Annotated in this window: 19 protein-coding genes; 9 read left to right on the forward strand and 10 right to left on the reverse strand. The window is 41.1% G+C overall.

Translation table 11 applies throughout. From position 1 onward, the window contains the following. Positions 1 to 415 (forward strand): transposase (locus ACTJIX_RS10645; RefSeq protein ID WP_440611443.1); only part of this gene is annotated, 415 nt, incomplete at its 5' end. A gap of 161 nt (positions 416 to 576) precedes the next feature. Here the strand turns inward: ACTJIX_RS10645 and ACTJIX_RS10650 are convergent. From ACTJIX_RS10650 to ACTJIX_RS10660, 3 genes are all read right to left on the reverse strand, one after another. After that, positions 577 to 1,581 (reverse strand): LLM class flavin-dependent oxidoreductase, encoded by a 1,005-nt coding sequence (locus ACTJIX_RS10650; RefSeq protein ID WP_071320049.1) that lies wholly within the window; start codon positions 1,579 to 1,581, stop codon positions 577 to 579. A gap of 169 nt (positions 1,582 to 1,750) precedes the next feature. Continuing rightward, positions 1,751 to 2,215 carry a hypothetical protein gene (locus tag ACTJIX_RS10655; protein WP_004815715.1) on the reverse strand — a complete coding sequence of 155 codons (465 nt, stop codon included), beginning with the start codon at positions 2,213 to 2,215 and terminating at the stop codon, positions 1,751 to 1,753. Positions 2,216 to 2,460: 245 nt separating this feature from the next. Continuing rightward, positions 2,461 to 2,889, reverse strand: coding sequence for a glycine zipper domain-containing protein (locus ACTJIX_RS10660; RefSeq protein WP_004892936.1), 429 nt, complete (start codon positions 2,887 to 2,889; stop codon positions 2,461 to 2,463). Positions 2,890 to 3,230: 341 nt separating this feature from the next. On the opposite strand from ACTJIX_RS10660, the gene prfA reads away from it, so the two are divergent. Beyond that, complete coding sequence (prfA, locus tag ACTJIX_RS10665; protein WP_004815719.1) at positions 3,231 to 4,319, forward strand: peptide chain release factor 1; 1,089 nt, start codon at positions 3,231 to 3,233, stop codon at positions 4,317 to 4,319. Next, complete coding sequence (gene prmC / locus ACTJIX_RS10670; RefSeq protein ID WP_004892942.1) at positions 4,319 to 5,137, forward strand: peptide chain release factor N(5)-glutamine methyltransferase; 819 nt, start codon at positions 4,319 to 4,321, stop codon at positions 5,135 to 5,137. The genes prfA and prmC overlap by 1 nt, the downstream gene beginning before the upstream one ends. Before the next feature lie 55 nt (positions 5,138 to 5,192). On the opposite strand, the gene ACTJIX_RS10675 is transcribed toward prmC, so the two are convergent. The 3 genes from ACTJIX_RS10675 to ACTJIX_RS10685 all read right to left on the reverse strand — a co-directional run bounded on the left by ACTJIX_RS10675 (position 5,193) and on the right by ACTJIX_RS10685 (position 7,646). Continuing rightward, positions 5,193 to 6,020 carry an ABC transporter permease gene (locus ACTJIX_RS10675; RefSeq protein ID WP_004892943.1) on the reverse strand — a complete coding sequence of 276 codons (828 nt, stop codon included), beginning with the start codon at positions 6,018 to 6,020 and terminating at the stop codon, positions 5,193 to 5,195. Then, positions 6,020 to 6,991 carry an aliphatic sulfonate ABC transporter substrate-binding protein gene (locus ACTJIX_RS10680; protein ID WP_440611444.1) on the reverse strand — a complete coding sequence of 324 codons (972 nt, stop codon included), beginning with the start codon at positions 6,989 to 6,991 and terminating at the stop codon, positions 6,020 to 6,022. Before ACTJIX_RS10680 ends, ACTJIX_RS10675 begins: the two co-directional genes overlap by 1 nt. A 301-nt stretch (positions 6,992 to 7,292) precedes the next feature. Further along, positions 7,293 to 7,646, reverse strand: a complete 354-nt coding sequence (locus ACTJIX_RS10685) for a hypothetical protein (RefSeq protein ID WP_004815725.1) — start codon at positions 7,644 to 7,646, stop codon at positions 7,293 to 7,295. A 312-nt stretch (positions 7,647 to 7,958) separates the two neighbouring features. On the opposite strand from ACTJIX_RS10685, the gene ACTJIX_RS10690 reads away from it, so the two are divergent. Then, positions 7,959 to 8,729 (forward strand): 3-hydroxyacyl-CoA dehydrogenase, encoded by a 771-nt coding sequence (locus tag ACTJIX_RS10690; protein ID WP_004892951.1) that lies wholly within the window; start codon positions 7,959 to 7,961, stop codon positions 8,727 to 8,729. A gap of 184 nt (positions 8,730 to 8,913) precedes the next feature. On the opposite strand, the gene ACTJIX_RS10695 is transcribed toward ACTJIX_RS10690, so the two are convergent. After that, positions 8,914 to 9,426: a pyridoxamine 5'-phosphate oxidase family protein gene (locus ACTJIX_RS10695; protein ID WP_004815728.1), complete on the reverse strand. Its 513-nt coding sequence runs from the start codon at positions 9,424 to 9,426 to the stop codon at positions 8,914 to 8,916. A 478-nt stretch (positions 9,427 to 9,904) separates the two neighbouring features. Then, positions 9,905 to 10,225, reverse strand: a complete 321-nt coding sequence (locus ACTJIX_RS10700) for a hypothetical protein (RefSeq protein ID WP_004892952.1) — start codon at positions 10,223 to 10,225, stop codon at positions 9,905 to 9,907. A gap of 476 nt (positions 10,226 to 10,701) precedes the next feature. Between ACTJIX_RS10700 and ACTJIX_RS10705 the strand changes: the two genes are divergently transcribed. From ACTJIX_RS10705 to ACTJIX_RS10725, 5 genes are all read left to right on the forward strand, one after another. Continuing rightward, on the forward strand, positions 10,702 to 11,430 hold the full coding sequence (locus tag ACTJIX_RS10705; protein ID WP_171058611.1) for a HesA/MoeB/ThiF family protein: 729 nt from the start codon (positions 10,702 to 10,704) through the stop codon (positions 11,428 to 11,430). A gap of 57 nt (positions 11,431 to 11,487) precedes the next feature. After that, on the forward strand, positions 11,488 to 12,786 hold the full coding sequence (locus tag ACTJIX_RS10710) for an ABC1 kinase family protein (protein ID WP_004892962.1): 1,299 nt from the start codon (positions 11,488 to 11,490) through the stop codon (positions 12,784 to 12,786). A 148-nt stretch (positions 12,787 to 12,934) separates the two neighbouring features. Beyond that, complete coding sequence (folB, locus tag ACTJIX_RS10715; protein ID WP_004892964.1) at positions 12,935 to 13,315, forward strand: dihydroneopterin aldolase; 381 nt, start codon at positions 12,935 to 12,937, stop codon at positions 13,313 to 13,315. Beyond that, positions 13,272 to 13,718 carry a 2-amino-4-hydroxy-6-hydroxymethyldihydropteridine diphosphokinase gene (locus tag ACTJIX_RS10720; RefSeq protein WP_004892965.1) on the forward strand — a complete coding sequence of 149 codons (447 nt, stop codon included), beginning with the start codon at positions 13,272 to 13,274 and terminating at the stop codon, positions 13,716 to 13,718. The genes folB and ACTJIX_RS10720 overlap by 44 nt, the downstream gene beginning before the upstream one ends. Before the next feature lie 828 nt (positions 13,719 to 14,546). Then, positions 14,547 to 15,248 carry a DUF1003 domain-containing protein gene (locus ACTJIX_RS10725; protein WP_004892968.1) on the forward strand — a complete coding sequence of 234 codons (702 nt, stop codon included), beginning with the start codon at positions 14,547 to 14,549 and terminating at the stop codon, positions 15,246 to 15,248. Positions 15,249 to 15,336: 88 nt separating this feature from the next. Here ACTJIX_RS10725 and coq7 read toward each other — a convergent pair whose 3' ends face one another. Together coq7 and ACTJIX_RS10735 are read right to left on the reverse strand one after the other, a co-directional pair. Beyond that, positions 15,337 to 15,972 (reverse strand): 2-polyprenyl-3-methyl-6-methoxy-1,4-benzoquinone monooxygenase, encoded by a 636-nt coding sequence (gene coq7 / locus ACTJIX_RS10730; RefSeq protein WP_004815744.1) that lies wholly within the window; start codon positions 15,970 to 15,972, stop codon positions 15,337 to 15,339. Positions 15,973 to 15,975: 3 nt separating this feature from the next. Further along, on the reverse strand, positions 15,976 to 17,292 hold the full coding sequence (locus ACTJIX_RS10735; protein WP_004892970.1) for an MFS transporter: 1,317 nt from the start codon (positions 17,290 to 17,292) through the stop codon (positions 15,976 to 15,978). Positions 17,293 to 17,299 lie beyond the last annotated feature (7 nt).

A 17,299-nucleotide genomic window follows, 5' to 3' on the forward strand; every position in this document is an offset into this window, starting at 1 on the left:
CAAGAAAAAGACCCATACCTTTAAAGTACAGGCCATGATTCACTACAAAACTCAGCAAATTCTGAGTTTATGTACCAGTCGCGGTGCAGTGCATGATTTCGAGTTGTTCAAACGTAATTTAAACCAGATTCCTTTTGGGGCTTTTATCCTTGCAGATAAAGGCTATCAGGGGATTTATGTGTTGTATCCGAATAGCCTGTTGCCATTAAAAGCCAAAAGACACTGTAAATTGGATCCTGAATTGAAAATCTATAATCAAGAAATCAATAAAAGAAGAATCGGAATTGAGCATGTATTTGGCAGCCTGAAAACCTTCAAAATCCTTGCTGAACGTTATCGAAATAGAGGTAAAAGGCTTGGTTTGAGATTCAATTTAATCGCTGGAATCTACAACTTGGAACTGAGCAAAAAATGATTTATGAAAGAGGTCTAATGATTGATGTTTTTATCCTGAACGTATAATTGTTAGTTTTTTTATTTGAATGCAGATTGCATTTAATAAATCAATGGATTACCTCCTAAAAAGAAACCGCTGACTGGCAGCGGTTTTTTGAAAAAATTTATGAAAGGGAAATTTTATAAGCCCTGCTTAGCCTGCATTAACAAATCGAAGTTATATAGGCGTTTGTCAGTATCATAGATGTCACAAGTAAAAATAAACTCATCTACATCATATTTGGCTAAAAGTGCTTCCAGTCCGGCCTTGACTGTTTCCTTGGAACCGACCTGAGCCATGGCAAAGAAATTATCAACGGACATTTTTTCAGGTGGTGACCAGAGTCCTTCCATTGAATCAATAGGTGCTTTCAGTTTCAGGCTTTGACCACGAATCAGGGAAAGTACACGCTGGTAGGCGCTGGTTGCCAGATATTGAGCTTCTTCATCCGTATCTGCGACACAGGTCGGTACGCCCATAGAAACATAAGGACGATCCAGGTATTCAGACGGTTCAAAGTTTTCACGATATAACTGAATAGCCTGGCCCAGCATACGTGGGGCAAAATGCGAAGCAAAGGAATACGGCAGACCAAGTTTCGCTGCCAACTGAGCACTAAACAGGCTAGAACCAAGCAGCCAAACCGGAACATGAGTACTTTGACCCGGAGTAGCTACAATACGTTGGCCCGGAATCGGATCTTTAAAGTACTGCAAAATCTCTAGTACATCTTGAGGGAACTGATCTTCAGTTTCCTGACGACCGCGACGCAAAGCACGCATGGTCATCTGATCGGTGCCGGGTGCACGTCCCAGACCAAGTTCAACACGCTCAGGATATAAAGTCGCTAAAGTACCAAACTGCTCAGCTACGACTAAAGGTGCATGATTCGGCAACATGATGCCACCTGAGCCTAAAGTTAAGGTTTTAGTATTTGCCAGTAAATAGCCAAGCAGGACAGCAGTTGCTGAACTGGCAATACCATCCATATTATGATGCTCGGCTAACCACATGCGGCGGTAACCCAGCTTTTCTGCGGTTTGTGCCAGTTCCAGAGCATGTTGCAGGGAGAATTGAATGGTTTTATCGTCACGAACAGGAACCAGTTCAAGAATGGAGAACTGAGTATCGTTAAGCGTACGCATAATATTACTCTTTATTTGACATGACTAAGAGCATACGATGTTCAACCGAATTTGTATATCGAAAAAAAACGATATAAGTGTAAACGAAATGTATAGGCAAAAAAATAAGCATCCGAAGATGCTTAAAAGAGGGAAGGTTGTAAAAGAGATTAAGCTTTGTATTGAACGCTTAACGACGGCCACGGTTGTTATAGCGGTAGTCGTTATAACGGTAATTACGTGAGGAGTTATAACGGCGGTCATAACGGTCATCATAACGACGGTCTTCACTTACTTTCTTGCCAAGAGCAGAACCACCCGCAGAACCCAATGCTGCACCAATCAAGCCACCATTGTTACCACCCATATTTTTACCTACGGCATAACCTGCACCGCCACCCAGTGCGCCACCGATAATGGCACCGTTACGGTCACGTTTATTCGCTGAAATGGCTGCACCTGCACCACCACCGATTGCAGAACCGATTGTTGCGCCAGTTGTACCACCAACTCTATTACCTACTGCAGCACCAACTACGCCACCAAGTGCAGAAGCAAGAGCAGTATTCGTTGTATTACCCGCATTCGCTGCTGTCATACCCATGCCCATAGCTGAGGTAGCAACAACCGCGATCATTAGAGATTTGTAGTTCATGAGTACACCTTTTATATATATGGCTGTATTTGTCTATGAGTTAAATTTAATCTAGCAAGAGCGAAACAGCATGGAGAGTATGTAGACGAAATGTGTTTTTTCTCTCCTTAATTTATTCATAATTACTAAACAATATTTTTCACGTATTACAAGTAGTTGGACTCATTTAGAAGTAATTAAAAAAGCACCCGAAGGTGCTTTTTATGTCGAATGTAAGATGCGATTGAGACACTATAAGAGCTGAATTAACGGTAACGTTTTTTCCAATGTTTCGCACGTTTTTCAGCTCGACGGTCTGCTGTTTTGTCTTTGGCAATTTTATTACCTAAAGCTGCACCACCTGCTGCCCCTAACGCAGAACCAATGTAACCACCGTTGGAGCCACCCATGCTTTTACCTACGGTATAACCAGCACCGCCACCTAAAGCACCACCAATGGCAGACTCAGTACGGTTTTTCTTGTTACTTGCTACAGCTGCACCACCAGCACCGCCAAGAGCTGCACCAATTGTTGCACCTGTGTTGCCCCCCATGTTTTTACCCAAAGCTGTACCAGCCACACTACCTAATGCACTTGCAGCAGCAACACGAGCAGTGCTGTCGGCATGAGCATTAACGGTCATCATTGACCCTGCGGCTAAAGCGGTACTTAATAAAACTGCGCTCAGTTTCATGCTGGAACTCCATATCCGTGATCGGATTATATTGTGTATCGATGGCGGAAAATGTAACAAAAAATCGTCATTACATTGTGAAGAAAGATCTCCATATTTAGATGCTTTATTTGCGAGTTTGTAAAATAAGTAAAGAATGCGGATTAAATTGATTAAAAAAGAGGCGTTAGGTTGATTTTAATCGTATGGAAGTTAATTATCTGGATGCTTTAGCCGCAGAAAGCTTGTACTGAATAAAGATGTTCTTTATGCCTGAGAATCGTTAAACTAGGCACAATTTTTGATTTCGCTGTGCTAAGACCTTTATTTAGCTATAGCCTTAGTTTGAGATACTTTAAAAAATGAAAGAATCGTTACGTTTACGATTAGACCAGCTCTCCGACCGTCACGAAGAACTCACTGCCTTATTAGCAGATGCGGAAGTCATTTCAGATAATAAACGCTTTCGCCAGCTTTCCCGCGAGCACAATGATCTGACCGAAATTACTGAAGTATGGACCAAATATAAACAGGCTGAAGAAGATATCGAGACTGCTCAAGCCATGCTGAGCGATCCTGACTTTAAAGAAATGGCTCAGGAAGAGATCAAGGAAAATAAAGCCCTGATCGAACAGCTGGAAGCAGATCTGAACATTTTGATGATTCCGAAAGATCCGAATGATGCGAACTCGGCTTATTTGGAAATCCGTGCAGGAACCGGTGGTGACGAAGCAGCGATCTTCTCGGGTGACTTGTTCCGTATGTATAGTAAATATGCAGAGAGTCAGGGCTGGCGTATCGAAATCCTGTCCGAAAATGAAGGTGAACACGGCGGTTATAAAGAAGTGATCTGCCTGGTCAATGGTGAAGGTGTCTATGGTCGTCTGAAATTCGAAAGTGGCGCACACCGTGTACAACGTGTCCCAGCAACAGAATCCCAAGGCCGTGTACATACTTCAGCATGTACAGTCGCGATTCTTCCTGAGGTTGATGTGGATACTTCAGTTGACATTAACCCGTCAGATTTGCGTATTGATACCTATCGTGCATCAGGTGCCGGTGGTCAGCACATTAACAAAACCGATTCTGCGGTACGTATTACCCATATTCCAACGGGGACTGTGGTGGAATGTCAGGATGAGCGTTCACAGCATAAGAACAAGGCTAAAGCGATGGCGCTTCTGGTGTCACGTCTGGAAAATGCCAAACGTGCAGCTGCAGATGCGGCAACGTCGGAAATGCGCCGTGACCTGGTGGGTTCGGGTGACCGTTCAGAACGTATCCGGACTTATAACTATCCACAGGGTCGTATGACTGATCATCGTATTAACCTGACTTTATATAAACTGGATGCCGTGATGGAAGGTGATTTGACAGAACTGTTAGATAGCCTGCACCGTGAATATCAGGCCGATCAGCTTGCCATGCTCGCACAGCAGAATGGTGGATAATGAATATTTTACAAGCACTGGCTTTGCGTGGTGAACCAGAGAGCTATGAACGTCAGGAAAATGCCTGGTTGCTGGAACACATTACCAAGATTGATTCTTTTGATCTGGTTATGAAAAAGGATCAGGAACTGACGCCTGAACAGGAACAGGCTTATGTTGATGGTCTGGCGCGCATTGCTGCGGGTGAGCCATTGGCTTATGTGACTGGTTCACAACCGTTCTGGACACTGGATCTGAAAGTCACCAAAGACACGTTGGTGCCACGTCCCGATACAGAAGTACTGGTTGAAACTGTACTTAAGCTGGACTTGCCTGAAGATGCCCGTGTGGTCGATCTGGGGACAGGTACTGGCGCGATTGCCTTATCCTTGGCTTCGGAACGTCCAGCGTGGTCTGTGACTGCAACGGATATTTATGAACCGACTTTAGAGGTGGCCAAGTTTAATGCTGAACAGCATGACTTGTTGCAGGTACAGTTCGTATTGGGTTCATGGTTCAAACCATTGGGGCGTCAGTTCTTTGATGTGATTGTTTCCAATCCACCGTATATTGATGCAGCCGATGAGCATATGCATGATCTGGCGACTGAACCAAAACGTGCTTTAGTAGCAGACAATAACGGTTTGGCTGATTTAGAGCAGATCATCGCTCAAGGCAAAAAACACCTGACTGTGAATGGTTGGGTAGTGCTTGAACATGGTTATGATCAGGGGGATGCAGTCCGTCATCTATTTACCCAGGCTGGTTATAAACAGGTGCGTACTGTTAAAGATTATGGCGGTAATGACCGAGTGACCTTGGCTCAGTGGCCACATTGATTTCCCAAATCTTATTTTTAATAAAAAAGCGACCCTCAAGGTCGCTTTTTTAGTTTCAGGATTTTTTGATGACATCGCGCCAGCGCAGCAGACGATGTTCAAACAACTTCATAATACTGTCAGTAATCTTACCCAACACTGCCAGTAGAATAATGGCAATAATTACAATATCCGGTCGAGAGGTCTCCCGGCCATCACTGAGTAAATAGCCAATTCCTTGAGTCGCTGCAATCAGTTCTGCTGCAATCATAAACATCCAGGACAAGCTTAAGCTGTTTCTTAAACCTGTGAGAATTCCCGGTGATGCCGCAGGTAACACAATCTGATGAATCTGTTGCCAATATTTCAGCCGGTAGACTCTGGCCACTTCAATCAGCTTGCGATCCACGCCCTGAATGGCAGCAACGGTATTGGTATAAGTAGGGAAGAAGGCACCAATTGCAATCAAGGTAATCTTGGAGCCTTCATCAATGCCTAACCATAGTAACAAAAGTGGAATCCAGGCCAAACTCGGAATAGATTTGATTGCAGAAAATGTTGGTTCCAGGAAGTCTTCGGCATGACGATTTAACCCGACTAAGATCGCAAAAACTAAGCCCAAGCCACTCCCAATGCCAAAGCCTAAAAAGACACGCCAGCTACTTGCCCAGAGATGCTGCCATAGATCACCTTCAGCCAGTTCGGTCAGCGACTGCCATAAACTGCTGGGTGCAGGCAGTAAATAAGGCTCAATTACACCATTGCGAACCAGAATTTCACATAACAAGATCAGGATCACCGGAATGGTGGTCCCTTTCAGCAGACGAATACCACGGGGAAGGGCAACAGATTTAGGTTGATCTGCCTTCACAAGTTGTTCGGAGATAGTGTTTGGTGCAGACATTACTTCTTAACAACCTTTTGCGCATATTTGCTATCAAAGAGCTGAGTTACGACCTGATTGACATTGGTGCCTTTACGTACCAAATCTTCTTCAGTCAGAATAGAACCTGCTTTTTGTAATGCAGCAATATGTTTTGCTGTTGGAATGTTTTGATCCAGATTGGTACGGCTTAGCTGTAATTTCGCCACTTCAATTGGCAGTTTGGCTTCACGAGCTAACAGTTCAGCCAGCTTATCCGGATTGGCTTTGGCCCATTTACGCGCCTGTTCATAGACTTTAATGACTGCATCAACGGCTTCAGGACTTTGCTGGGCGAAGTTTTCTTTAATACTGAGTACACTATATGAGTTAAAGCCGACATTGCGATACAGCAATTTCGCACCCGACTGCACCTGCGCAGAAGCCATCAACGGATCAAGACCCGCCCAAGCATCGACCTGTTTACGCTCTAAAGCTATTTTTCCATCTGGGTGTTGCAGGTGTACCAGCTCAACATCACGTTTACCTAAGCCGACGGTATCTAAAGCCTGTAGCGTAAACAGGAATGGATCGGTGCCTTTGGTGGCAGCAATTTTCTTGCCTTTTAAATCCTTGAGAGATTTGATATTGGAATCTTTGTTAATGACCAGCGCGGTCCATTCAGGCTGGCTTTGAACATAAACCGTTTTAATTGGGCTGCCATTGGCACGACTAAGTACTGCCGCTAAACCTGCGGTTGAAGCAAAATCTGTACTACCACTGTTCAGATATTCAAGCGAGCGATTACTGCCTTGTCTAAATACCCATTTAATTTTGGTTTTAGGCAGTGCTTTTTCCAGTAGTTTTTGCTCCTTAACCACCAAGCTGGTAGGCGCATAATAAGCATAATCCAGTTTTAATTCGCTTGGAATTGCCGCGACTGTCAACCCGCTCACTAGAGAGATAGAAATAGTAATTAAGCCTAATTTTGTTGTTGCTAAAGTTTTTTTCATGAGGAGCTCTAATTTATTTAGGAAATTTTCGACATAAATAGCGGTAAATGAATAAACAGACAAAAAAGAAAAACAGATAATCAAATCAACAAATAAAATATAAAGGTGTGAATTTTAATAAGTTATTGTTTATAATTAATTTAATTGTAATGAAGGTGATTTTTCTAGACTTAGCTGAAATTTCTACAAGATTATGGCTGGATTTGATAAGCAAATATTTTTAAATCTCATTGCATTGATTCTGCACAGGATAAACCTCTATAAAAAAGCGACCCTCAAGGTCGCTTTTTTATTTATATTTTTACATTGGATAATCTTGTAGACAGTCAGAAACTTCAACCTGATCCAGTGTATTGGTTTCCATTGCCAGACATAGGGTTACCACTTTCAATGTGTCTGCAATGAACTGCTCATCTTTCAGTGCAATCCCTTGTTTCAGGCTTTCAATACGTTCAGCAGAGATTTCAAGTGCCGCCGCTGCGTCAAGAACATCAATACGATTGAGGAAAGTCACCACTGCATCTTTCAAAGCTGAATCAGATGCGTTCAAAATCCCTTGATTGAGCTGTTCAGAAAGAAGGTCCGCAGAATGAAATAAAGCATTAGAGAAGTTTTGAACCAGGTTTTGGCCAAGAACATCAGTCATGTTTAACATAAGAGTACCTTAAGTAGGGAGAGGAATGAGCAACTAAATAGATGCATCAAATTGTGTGAAAAATAATCTAAATTAACGATAAATACAAAGGTATTGGGATGACCGTAGAGTCTCATTTTATTTGATGATATAGCTTGAAAACCAGATGTTCTGCAAAATTAAAAACTTAAATAGAAAAAGCTGATATTAATTGTTTTTAAGTCTAATAGAATATATTTAATTGATAATTAAACTGCTGCGGTCATAGTTTGATTTGCTTCCTATTTGGGCAAAGATTAGTCTAAGAAAAATTCAAAATGACATGGATGAGCTATGAATATTCAAAATAAAGTCTTTGTAGTGACGGGTGGAGCTTCAGGACTCGGTGCCGAAACATCACGCTATCTGGTGGAGCAGGGCGCTCAAGTCGTACTGGTCGATATGAATCTTGAACTTGGGCAGAGTCTCGCACAAGAACTTGGGGAACAGGCGCAATTCCAGCAATTAGATGTGACTGATGAAACAGCTGCCAGTGAATTTTTTAAGATATTAGAACAGACGCATGGGCAACTCAATGGATTGGTAAACTGCGCCGGTATTGCGCCGTCTGCTAAAGTACTTGGTCGTGATGGATTTCATGACTTGGCGATGTTCCAGCGTGTGCTGAATATCAATGTCACGGGCACCTTTAATATGCTGCGCTATGCTGCTGAGCTAATTTCGAAATATGAATTAAAACAGGGCGAAGAGGAACGTGGTGTGATCATCAATACCGCCTCTGTAGCTGCATTCGATGGACAGATTGGACAGGCTGCTTATTCCGCATCTAAAGGGGCAGTAGTTGCCATGACTTTACCACTGGCACGTGAACTCGCTAAAAATTCGATTCGTGTCATGACGATTGCTCCGGGAATTATGGAAACACCGATGCTGAAAGGTTTACCGCAGAATGTACAGGATTCTCTTGGGCAGATGGTACCGTTTCCTCCACGTTTAGCTAAGCCATCTGAGTATGCAAAATTAGTCGGGCATATTCTTGAAAATAACTATCTGAATGGTGAAGTCATTCGTTTAGATGGAGCAATCCGGATGGCAGCAAAATAGTCTAAGCTATATTAATTCCTTAAGTTACCGTTTAATGCTGATCCTAAAATAAGTGTAATGGATTAAAAGGAATTCAACTTTTTTCGAAATGTGAGCTTCTAATAAACTGAAAAAATATTCTCAACATGTAAAAATTTAGCCTCTTAGATAAGAGGCTAAATAATAAATAAATTTGCTTTAATTTTTATAATTGTACTTTTGCATGATCAGTATCTGGCTCTTCAGGCTTGCCAGTAATATTGCCTTTTAAGACTTTCAATAGATGAGTAACTTTATTGTCCTTCACATTCCAGTACTCTGCGCTGACTGCTTTGGCAATAAGCACACGTACACTCGGATCATCCTTGCCTTCGAACCAGTTTTCTGCCCAAGGGTTCCATAATTCTTCAATCAGGATACGGTCGGTACTGATTTCGCCATGAGCACTGATAGAGACATAGATATCATCTGATGGTTTGGCAAAGGATAAACCAAGATGCTGACGACCTGCATTAATTGCTTGGACAATATCATTGGTGTCTTTCATGATGAAATACAGATTCTGACTTTCATGCATTTTTTCTGAATTAAGCATAGTCATTGGCTGGGAGTGAATTTCTTGAGTTTCAGCTTGATGGCTGATCATAGTGAAACGTACATCTTTGATGAGTTCCCATAATTTTTCACGGTCATTGTGTTCTGAATATTGTTCTGTCATATGCTGCTCCATATTCTTGTTAAAGGTTAAATTTGGATAACGTTAAGCAGCTTAATCATATTTATAGCAGGATGCTGTAACTCTCACTGAACTCGTACATTTACATACTTAAATTGAGAAGAGCACTACACGAATTACCATTAAACAGGTTTTAGTTACAGCACAGTAAAAATTATCCGATAAATTTTTTAGATAGAAGCTAATAAGAGATTTGGAGCAAGCAAGGTCTAAAAATAATGATAAATTCTGCAACCTCATTGTAATTTAAATTAATTAGTTAATTTTGATATTGCATTGTAATTACAAATAATGGACGTTTTTGAGTGTTTCAAAATAAATACCTGATTTTATATTTTTCAAAAAGAGACTTTTAGCTAGTTTAAGTACTCATTCTTTAAGAAAGCATCAACCGAATTTTTGAAGCAAATAAACAGAAAAGGAGATCCGGATTAAGAATTCTGTCGATCCTATATAAAACCTAATTTAGGAAGAATGCAATATCTTTGGGGTCAATATAGTGCAGGGATTTTTGTTTTCCATTGACCATAAGAACGGCACAAAGATTTTGACCACAGAGAATTTTATAGGCTTCCTGATTTTCTTGAGATTTAAGTTGAACTTTTCTTAATTTTTCTGAGTAATTCATTAAATCATTTTGAGCACGTTGCTTTGCTTCAGTTTCGATATAAGATAAATATTTTACTGAGCCTAACAATAAGACCAGAATAAAGTAGGAGGCAAAAAGCTTACGATTAAATTGTCTTTCATTTTCTAATTTAAAAGAGCTGTTATGGATCACTGGTCTATGCTTTGTATCCGTATGAATAGCGACCCTTAAATTTTATAATTTTTTATGGAACCATATATTGCCTCCAAAATTATTAAAGATGGAAGGTACAGCAATAAAAAGTACAAATAAAGCCAAAGTAAAATACAGTGTATGAACAAGGCTCTTTAAAAAGCCATAATACAATTTATCTTGAACGGTAAGATTTAGTACAGTAATGTCGGCGCCAAATATACTGATATAACCTGCAAGAAATACCTGAGCTACAAGATAAAGTAGTGCAGTTAAAGCAGTAATGATCAAGGCAGCATCTAATGAAAAATTAAATTTCATTTTATCTAAGTTATTTTTGTTGAATGCTTTATTAAATGTTATTCATTATTTTAAATCAACAAGATGGATTGAAATTATAGATTCATCTTTTAAAGAACACGGACGGTATAGTGGTAGACGCTTTAAACACTGAATTCGAACTCACCGATGCGGAAATGCATTTGTATGCACGTCAAATCCTGTTAGAAGGCTGGGACATCGAAGCACAGGAAAAACTAAAATTTTCCGATATTTGTATTATTGGCTGTGGGGGAATTGGCTGCGCACTCGCGGAGTTGCTTGCCCGTGCAGGTGTGGGAAAAATTACCCTGATTGATCCGGACACGATTGAGATCAGTAATCTGCAGCGTCAACTCGCATTTACCCCACAAGATGTTGGCTTTTATAAAGCAGAAACGCTAGCGAAACGTTTGCAACAGATTAATCCGTATGTGCAAATTGAATATTATAATCAGGCAATATCTATCGATAATGCACAAGTCCTGATTCAGCACCAAGATTTGGTTTTGGATGGATGTGATCAATTTGAAACCCGTTATCTGGTGAATCAAACCTGCCGACAGTTTGATGTAGCATTGATCAGCGCCTCTGCGATTGGTCTACAAGGCCAACTGTTTATGGTGGAAGGTGATTCTGCCTGCTATAACTGCCTGTTCCCGCAAGAAGATCAAACTGATACAGCCATGCGCTGTGCGGATTCTGGTGTGCTGGCGACAACACCGAATGTCATGGCAAGTCTGCAAGCACATCATGCTTTGCTTTATCTGGGGCTTGGAAAAATGCCATTGCGACAAAAACTGCTGTTATGGGATGGTCAGAGTATGCAGCAACGTATTCTCAAATTTGAGAAAGATACGAATTGTCTAATTTGTCAGGCAAGATAGAACAGATCAGCCTGAATATTTGTTACACTCGAGAAAATTTGAAATTACGCTGACATTATGAAAAATAATATCTTCCTGGATGGTTTGCGTTCTGTGGCACGTGTCGGTGAAACCGCCGTCATTGCTGCACGTGCAGGCATCAAGTATGCGACTGAAAAACCAAGTAATGCTAAACTGATGCGTGAAACCTTTGAATCCTTAGGTTCAACATATATTAAATTAGGGCAGTTTATTGCCTCTACACCCTCTTTATTTCCTCGTGAATTTGTCGAGGAATTTCAGGGTTGTCTAGATCAAACCCCAAGCCTGCCATTTAGCTATGTACAGCAGGTGCTGGCATCTGAGTTTGAAGGCCGTAATCTGGATGAAATCTTTGCCTCGATCGAGGAAACGCCATTGGCTTCAGCATCTATTGCACAAGTACATGCTGCCAAACTGGTTTCTGGCGAAGATGTGGTGATTAAGGTACAAAAGCCAGGTGTAGAAACCATTCTTTATACGGATCTGAACGTACTACATTGGGCAACCAAGCTGCTTGAAAAAGCCGTGCCAAAAGTGAAATTTGCATCTTTGGCAGATATCGTTGAAGAAATTAAAACACGTATGGTGCGTGAAGTTGACTTTATTGAAGAAGCTAAAAATCTGGATGACTTCGTTAATTATCTGAATGTCACCAATAATCATGCAGCGACAGCACCAAAAGTCTATCATCAGTATTCCACGCGTCGTGTACTGACCATGCAGCGTTTGTATGGCGTGTCATTGACCGATTTTGATGTAGTGAAGAAAGTGGCTAAAGATCCTTCTCAGGTGCTGATTACTGCAATGAATACTTGGTTTGGCAGCCTGATGATGTGTGAAAGTTTCCATGCAGACTTGCATGCCGGTAATCTGATGCTACTCGAAGATGGCCGTGTTGGTTTTATCGATTTTGGTATTGTCGGTCAGCTGAATCCGGAAGTCTGGACAGCATGTATGGCCTTTATGGATGCACTGCAAAATACCAATTATGATCTGATGGCAGAAAACATGCTGAAAATGGGCATGACTGCAGTTGCCATTGACACGAAAGTATTGGCCGCAGATCTTGAGCGTTTATTTAGTGGTGTAATTATGGCAGATCCACAAGAATTGCTAAGTTCCAATCCAAGTGACCTTAATGATGTCATGATGGATATGGTCGCCGTTGGTGAACGTCATGGCATTCGCTTCCCGCGTGACTTCGCCTTGCTGTTCAAGCAAATGCTGTATTTCGACCGTTTCATGCGTATCCTTGCGCCATATACCGATATCTATGCGGATCAGCGCTTACAGATGATTCAGACAATTGACCCGAATTTATTGTTGAAGCATTAATTCTAAAAGATGAATTCCTCCCAACCTCCCTTTGAAAAAGGGAGGAGCTACACGCTCATAAAAATACTTCGAGATGTAGAATTCCCTCTTTCATAAAGAGGGACTTAGGGAGATTATTGAAGTGATTTTAAAACTCCTGAGCAGAAATATGGACGCAATTATCATTGAAGGTTTGAAGGTTGAAACAGTAATTGGCTGTTTTGACTGGGAACGTCAGATTATTCAGCCTTTAATGCTGGACTTGGCTATTCAGACAGATTTGGAACAGGCATCCAATTCTGATGCCTTGGCAGATACACTAAATTACGCCGAGATCTGTGAAATTTCCGCACAGGTAATTCAGCAGGCACAGCCAGAATTGATTGAACATGCAGCAAAGTTAGTGCTAAACGCACTTTTTACTACCTTTACAGCAATTGAATCGATTAAGATTACTATTCGTAAGCCTGCCATTATCGCGCAAGCCAATTCTGTAGGGATACGTCTTGAACGCCACCGAAACGATATTCGCCTTAGCACTGGCGAGTAATTGTCATCCTCAGCAACATTTTCAAGCTGCACAACAATGCATTTCTACTTGGGGAGAAGTTCAATTCTCTCCCATCTATATTATTCCGTGTCGTGACGGGATTGGTGAGAATTACTGGAATTCAGCATGTCTATTACAGGTTGAAATGACAGTTGAAGAAATGCTTCAGCAGCTTAAACAGATGGAAGTGGATTCAGGACGAGTGCGTCCCTCACATCAGATCAGCTTGGATATCGATCTGATTGCCTGGGGCAGTGATTTAAGTCAAATGCAGTTTAATCCAAAAAAGTTACCGTTGGCTTTAGATGTCAAAATTCCAATGCATGAGATCTGGTCACATCCGGCATTCGAATATGACCATCAACTACATTACCCACAGGTTAAACTTAACGCAGTGCTATAAATCCTGATGCTAAACCTTGTGCAAAATAGGGTTTAGAAAGAGGAGTGGAAGCATATGCTGGTATATTAAACGAAGTTTTTTCTAGGGTTAAACCTTTAGCAGTTGTGCTGATGTGTAGCACATGTTTTGTCGGTCTAAAACGGAGTTGCAATCAGATTAGTCCCTTATAAAGCAAAAGATAAATGGTTTCATAAATTAGAAAATTGTCAGATATATATGCTGGGTTAACAACTGTCCGAAGAGAAGTGCGATGGTGATATTGGCTATATGTATGAACTGAAAATTAAACCGGAACGGATCAAATTCAATTAGTATGACATGAGACCTAGACGGGCAGGTTTATAATTTAAGCTTGGCTAATCAACGCATTTTTTATATTAAATAACAAGAATTGACTAAAACTGGTTAAAGAAAAGCGCGCCGATTATTTTTTCTTGTTATAAAAAATAATCAGTAGTACAGTAATGATCGCTAATATGACAAGAATTATAACTGTTTCCATAACATGACCTTAATGAATATTTTTATTTAAGCTTTTAAATTAGCCATAAAAGGATGGGAATGACCAGCAACCTTATCTATTTTATTAGCACTCCCGGAAAAAACAGGATATTTAAAGATAGTAAAATTATAACATCTATTATCAACCCTCTTCTTTAAGAAAATGTGACGGTCTATGAAGAGGTGAGCTAGAAACTCGCTTATCTATATGACCTATAAACGAATAACAGAGCTTAACTTTTTATATTTGTTACTAAAATTACCAATACAAATAATAATTTAGAGCAAATTTATTGTTGAGCTGGCGTCACGATAAAGAGAATAATCATGAAAGAAAAAAATGCAACTTATCCATGCTTGGTATGTGGAAAATATTATTCCTTAAAAAATCTTACCCCGATGGGAACGGTGAGAAAAGTCATTACCGAAGAGATTGCTAAAGATATTCCAGACTGGTCACCTGACCATTATATTTGCCAGACAGACTTGACCAAATATCGCATACAGTATGTTCATGCATTGTTAAAGTCTGAAAAGGGTGAAGTCACTAATCTTGAATATGAAGTGATCAAGAGCATGCGCCATCATGAGCTGATTACCAAAGATGTAGAAGCCTCCCTGGAGCAAAAGTGGACTTTTGGTGAAAGATTGGCTGATAAAATTGCTTCTTTTGGTGGAAACTGGTCATTTCTGATCTGTTTTACTATTTTTATTACCCTCTGGATCGGAATAAATACGATGGTTATCGTAACCAAACCGGTTGATCCTTATCCCTTTATTCTTTTAAATCTGATACTTTCCTGTATTGCAGCGATTCAGGCGCCGGTCATTATGATGAGCCAAAATCGGCAAGAAGCCAAAGACAGATTGCGTTCCCAAAATGATTATCAAATCAACCTCAAAGCTGAACTTGAAATCCAGCATTTACATGAAAAACTGGATCATCTTCTTCAGCATCAGTGGGAAAGACTGGCCCAGATACAGGAAATACAACTCGATCTGCTTTCCGAGATGAGTAAGAAGTATTAAGTATAGGAGCCTGAAACCTTTGTAGTATTTTGTGGATTGAATACTCATAGAAAAGCCCACGTCAATGTGGGCTTTTCTAGCTAAATGGTTAAATATAATAACTGGTCTTGGTCATTAATTTAGAAATGCCGGTCATGGCAATTTTGACCGGTAAAGGCAGATCTACACCACCCGCTGCTAATGCTGTATCACGGTGATGCAATTCATCTTCATTCATCTGTTCCAGAATACGGCGTGAACGCTCATCATGCGGTGGTAACTGGCTGATATGGTGTTGCAAATGCAGGCTGACCTGACGTTCTGTTTCAGCAACAAAGCCAAGGCTGTATTTGTCGCCAGCAATTCCGGCAATGGCACCCATACCAAAAGAAAGACCGTACCAAACCGGATTCAGCAAGCTGGTATGACTCTCTAATTCTTTTAAACGATCTTCACACCAAGCCAGATGATCCTGTTCCTCAATTGCTGCCTGTTCCATTTCACGACGGACATTTGGCAGTTTGGCGGTCATCGCCTGACCATGATAAAGCGCCTGTGCACAGACTTCACCACTGTGATTCACCCGCATCAGACCCGCAACATGACGAGCATCAGAAACCGCCAGTTGGCTATCAGTATTTTCAGCAGGATTAGTGCGCTGTGCAGAAGTCGTACCTGGGACAAGACTACGTAATGCCTGGTCAAAAGAATGAATGAGCTTATCGACACCTGTAAATTGACGCATGCATTAATCCTCCAATGATGCTTGTGCAGAGTTGATCATCGGTTTAAGGCGCAGTAATAACCATAAGGTAAATATGCCGCTTAAGACCGCTGTAATACAGAAAAGTATTTTAAGATCAAACTTTAAGACACTTAAAATAATAATCGAAAATATAGCAGAAGATACCATGAAAACTGCATTCAGAATGTTATTTGCTGCAACCACCCGTGCACGATGTGAGCGGGGAGAATGTGCCTGCATCATGGCGTACAGTGGAACAATATAAAAACCACCACTGATACCCAATAAGGTCACGGCAAACATGACATGGTAATAGCTCCAGCCCTGACGGAATACATCTGCCAGACCCAGCAGTTCGCCAGTACGCTCAGGTATAAAGGCCATGCTGACAGCCAGATAAATAGCAAAGACGGTCAGTCCAACTGCACCAATTGGCACCATACGAATGTTGACTTCAGTCCCACCTAATCTACGGCACAGATAAGATCCCAAGCCAATCCCGATCGAGAAGAAAGTCAGCAGTAAACTTGCAACATTTTCAGAAGCATGCAGGTTCTGCAGGGTCAGTTGTGGAATCTGGGTTAAATAGGTCGCGCCATAGAACCAGTACCAGGAGTTGCCAAGCAGAATCAGAAAGATCAAAGGCAGGCTTTTGGCATATTTCAGGGTTTGAAAACTGGTACGGAAAAAGTTCCAGTCAATTTGAATATCAGGTGCAGGAATGCTTTGCTTTAAAATAAAGCGGCTTGATAAATAACCGAGGATGGCAATAACCACTACGGTTAAGCTGATCCAGAGTAAATTGCCAGCCGATGCTGCAATCACCGCACCCCCCAGAATCATACCGAATAGGATCGCCAGGGAAGTTCCAGACTGAAAGAGTGCATTACCTGACATCAATTCCTCTTTCTTCAGCACTTCTGGCAAAATTGCATATTTAATCGGACCAAAGAAAGTCGATTGCGTCCCCATTAAGAACAGCGCAAACAGTAGAATCCATAGATTACCCATCAGGAAACCGATAGTACCGAGAATCATCACCACGATTTCCAAGATCTTTAAATAACGAATCAATTGGGAACGTTCATATTTATCGGCAATTTGTCCGGCAGTCGCAGAAAAAATAAAATAAGGCAAAATAAAGAGTAATGCAGCAAGATTATTTAAGGTGCTAATGCCCGCACTTTGCTGAATCCATCCATACGTAATGACCAGTAATAATGCCTGTTTAAATACATTATCATTTAACGCCCCGAAGAATTGCGTCAAAAACATGGGTAAAAAGCGACGAGAGCCTAACAAATGTTCGTTATTGTTCATATTGGAC

Source organism: Acinetobacter sp. 22323, assembly GCF_052044895.1.
Taxonomy (GTDB): domain Bacteria; phylum Pseudomonadota; class Gammaproteobacteria; order Pseudomonadales; family Moraxellaceae; genus Acinetobacter; species Acinetobacter schindleri.

Excerpts from the sequence above, each read along its gene's own strand:
- coq7 (WP_004815744.1), bottom strand. The coding sequence starts at position 15,972 with ATGCGTCAATTTACAGGTGTCGATAAGCTCATTCATTCTTTTGACCAG.
- ACTJIX_RS10675 (WP_004892943.1), bottom strand. The coding sequence starts at position 6,020 with ATGTCTGCACCAAACACTATCTCCGAACAACTTGTGAAGGCAGATCAA.
- prmC (WP_004892942.1), top strand. The coding sequence starts at position 4,319 with ATGAATATTTTACAAGCACTGGCTTTGCGTGGTGAACCAGAGAGCTAT.
- ACTJIX_RS10725 (WP_004892968.1), top strand. The coding sequence starts at position 14,547 with ATGAAAGAAAAAAATGCAACTTATCCATGCTTGGTATGTGGAAAATAT.
- ACTJIX_RS10735 (WP_004892970.1), bottom strand. The coding sequence starts at position 17,292 with ATGAACAATAACGAACATTTGTTAGGCTCTCGTCGCTTTTTACCCATG.
- ACTJIX_RS10655 (WP_004815715.1), bottom strand. The coding sequence starts at position 2,215 with ATGAACTACAAATCTCTAATGATCGCGGTTGTTGCTACCTCAGCTATG.
- ACTJIX_RS10680 (WP_440611444.1), bottom strand. The coding sequence starts at position 6,991 with ATGAAAAAAACTTTAGCAACAACAAAATTAGGCTTAATTACTATTTCT.
- ACTJIX_RS10695 (WP_004815728.1), bottom strand. The coding sequence starts at position 9,426 with ATGACAGAACAATATTCAGAACACAATGACCGTGAAAAATTATGGGAA.
- folB (WP_004892964.1), top strand. The coding sequence starts at position 12,935 with ATGGACGCAATTATCATTGAAGGTTTGAAGGTTGAAACAGTAATTGGC.
- ACTJIX_RS10710 (WP_004892962.1), top strand. The coding sequence starts at position 11,488 with ATGAAAAATAATATCTTCCTGGATGGTTTGCGTTCTGTGGCACGTGTC.
- ACTJIX_RS10705 (WP_171058611.1), top strand. The coding sequence starts at position 10,702 with ATGCATTTGTATGCACGTCAAATCCTGTTAGAAGGCTGGGACATCGAA.
- ACTJIX_RS10660 (WP_004892936.1), bottom strand. The coding sequence starts at position 2,889 with ATGAAACTGAGCGCAGTTTTATTAAGTACCGCTTTAGCCGCAGGGTCA.
- ACTJIX_RS10690 (WP_004892951.1), top strand. The coding sequence starts at position 7,959 with ATGAATATTCAAAATAAAGTCTTTGTAGTGACGGGTGGAGCTTCAGGA.
- ACTJIX_RS10685 (WP_004815725.1), bottom strand. The coding sequence starts at position 7,646 with ATGTTAAACATGACTGATGTTCTTGGCCAAAACCTGGTTCAAAACTTC.
- prfA (WP_004815719.1), top strand. The coding sequence starts at position 3,231 with ATGAAAGAATCGTTACGTTTACGATTAGACCAGCTCTCCGACCGTCAC.
- ACTJIX_RS10650 (WP_071320049.1), bottom strand. The coding sequence starts at position 1,581 with ATGCGTACGCTTAACGATACTCAGTTCTCCATTCTTGAACTGGTTCCT.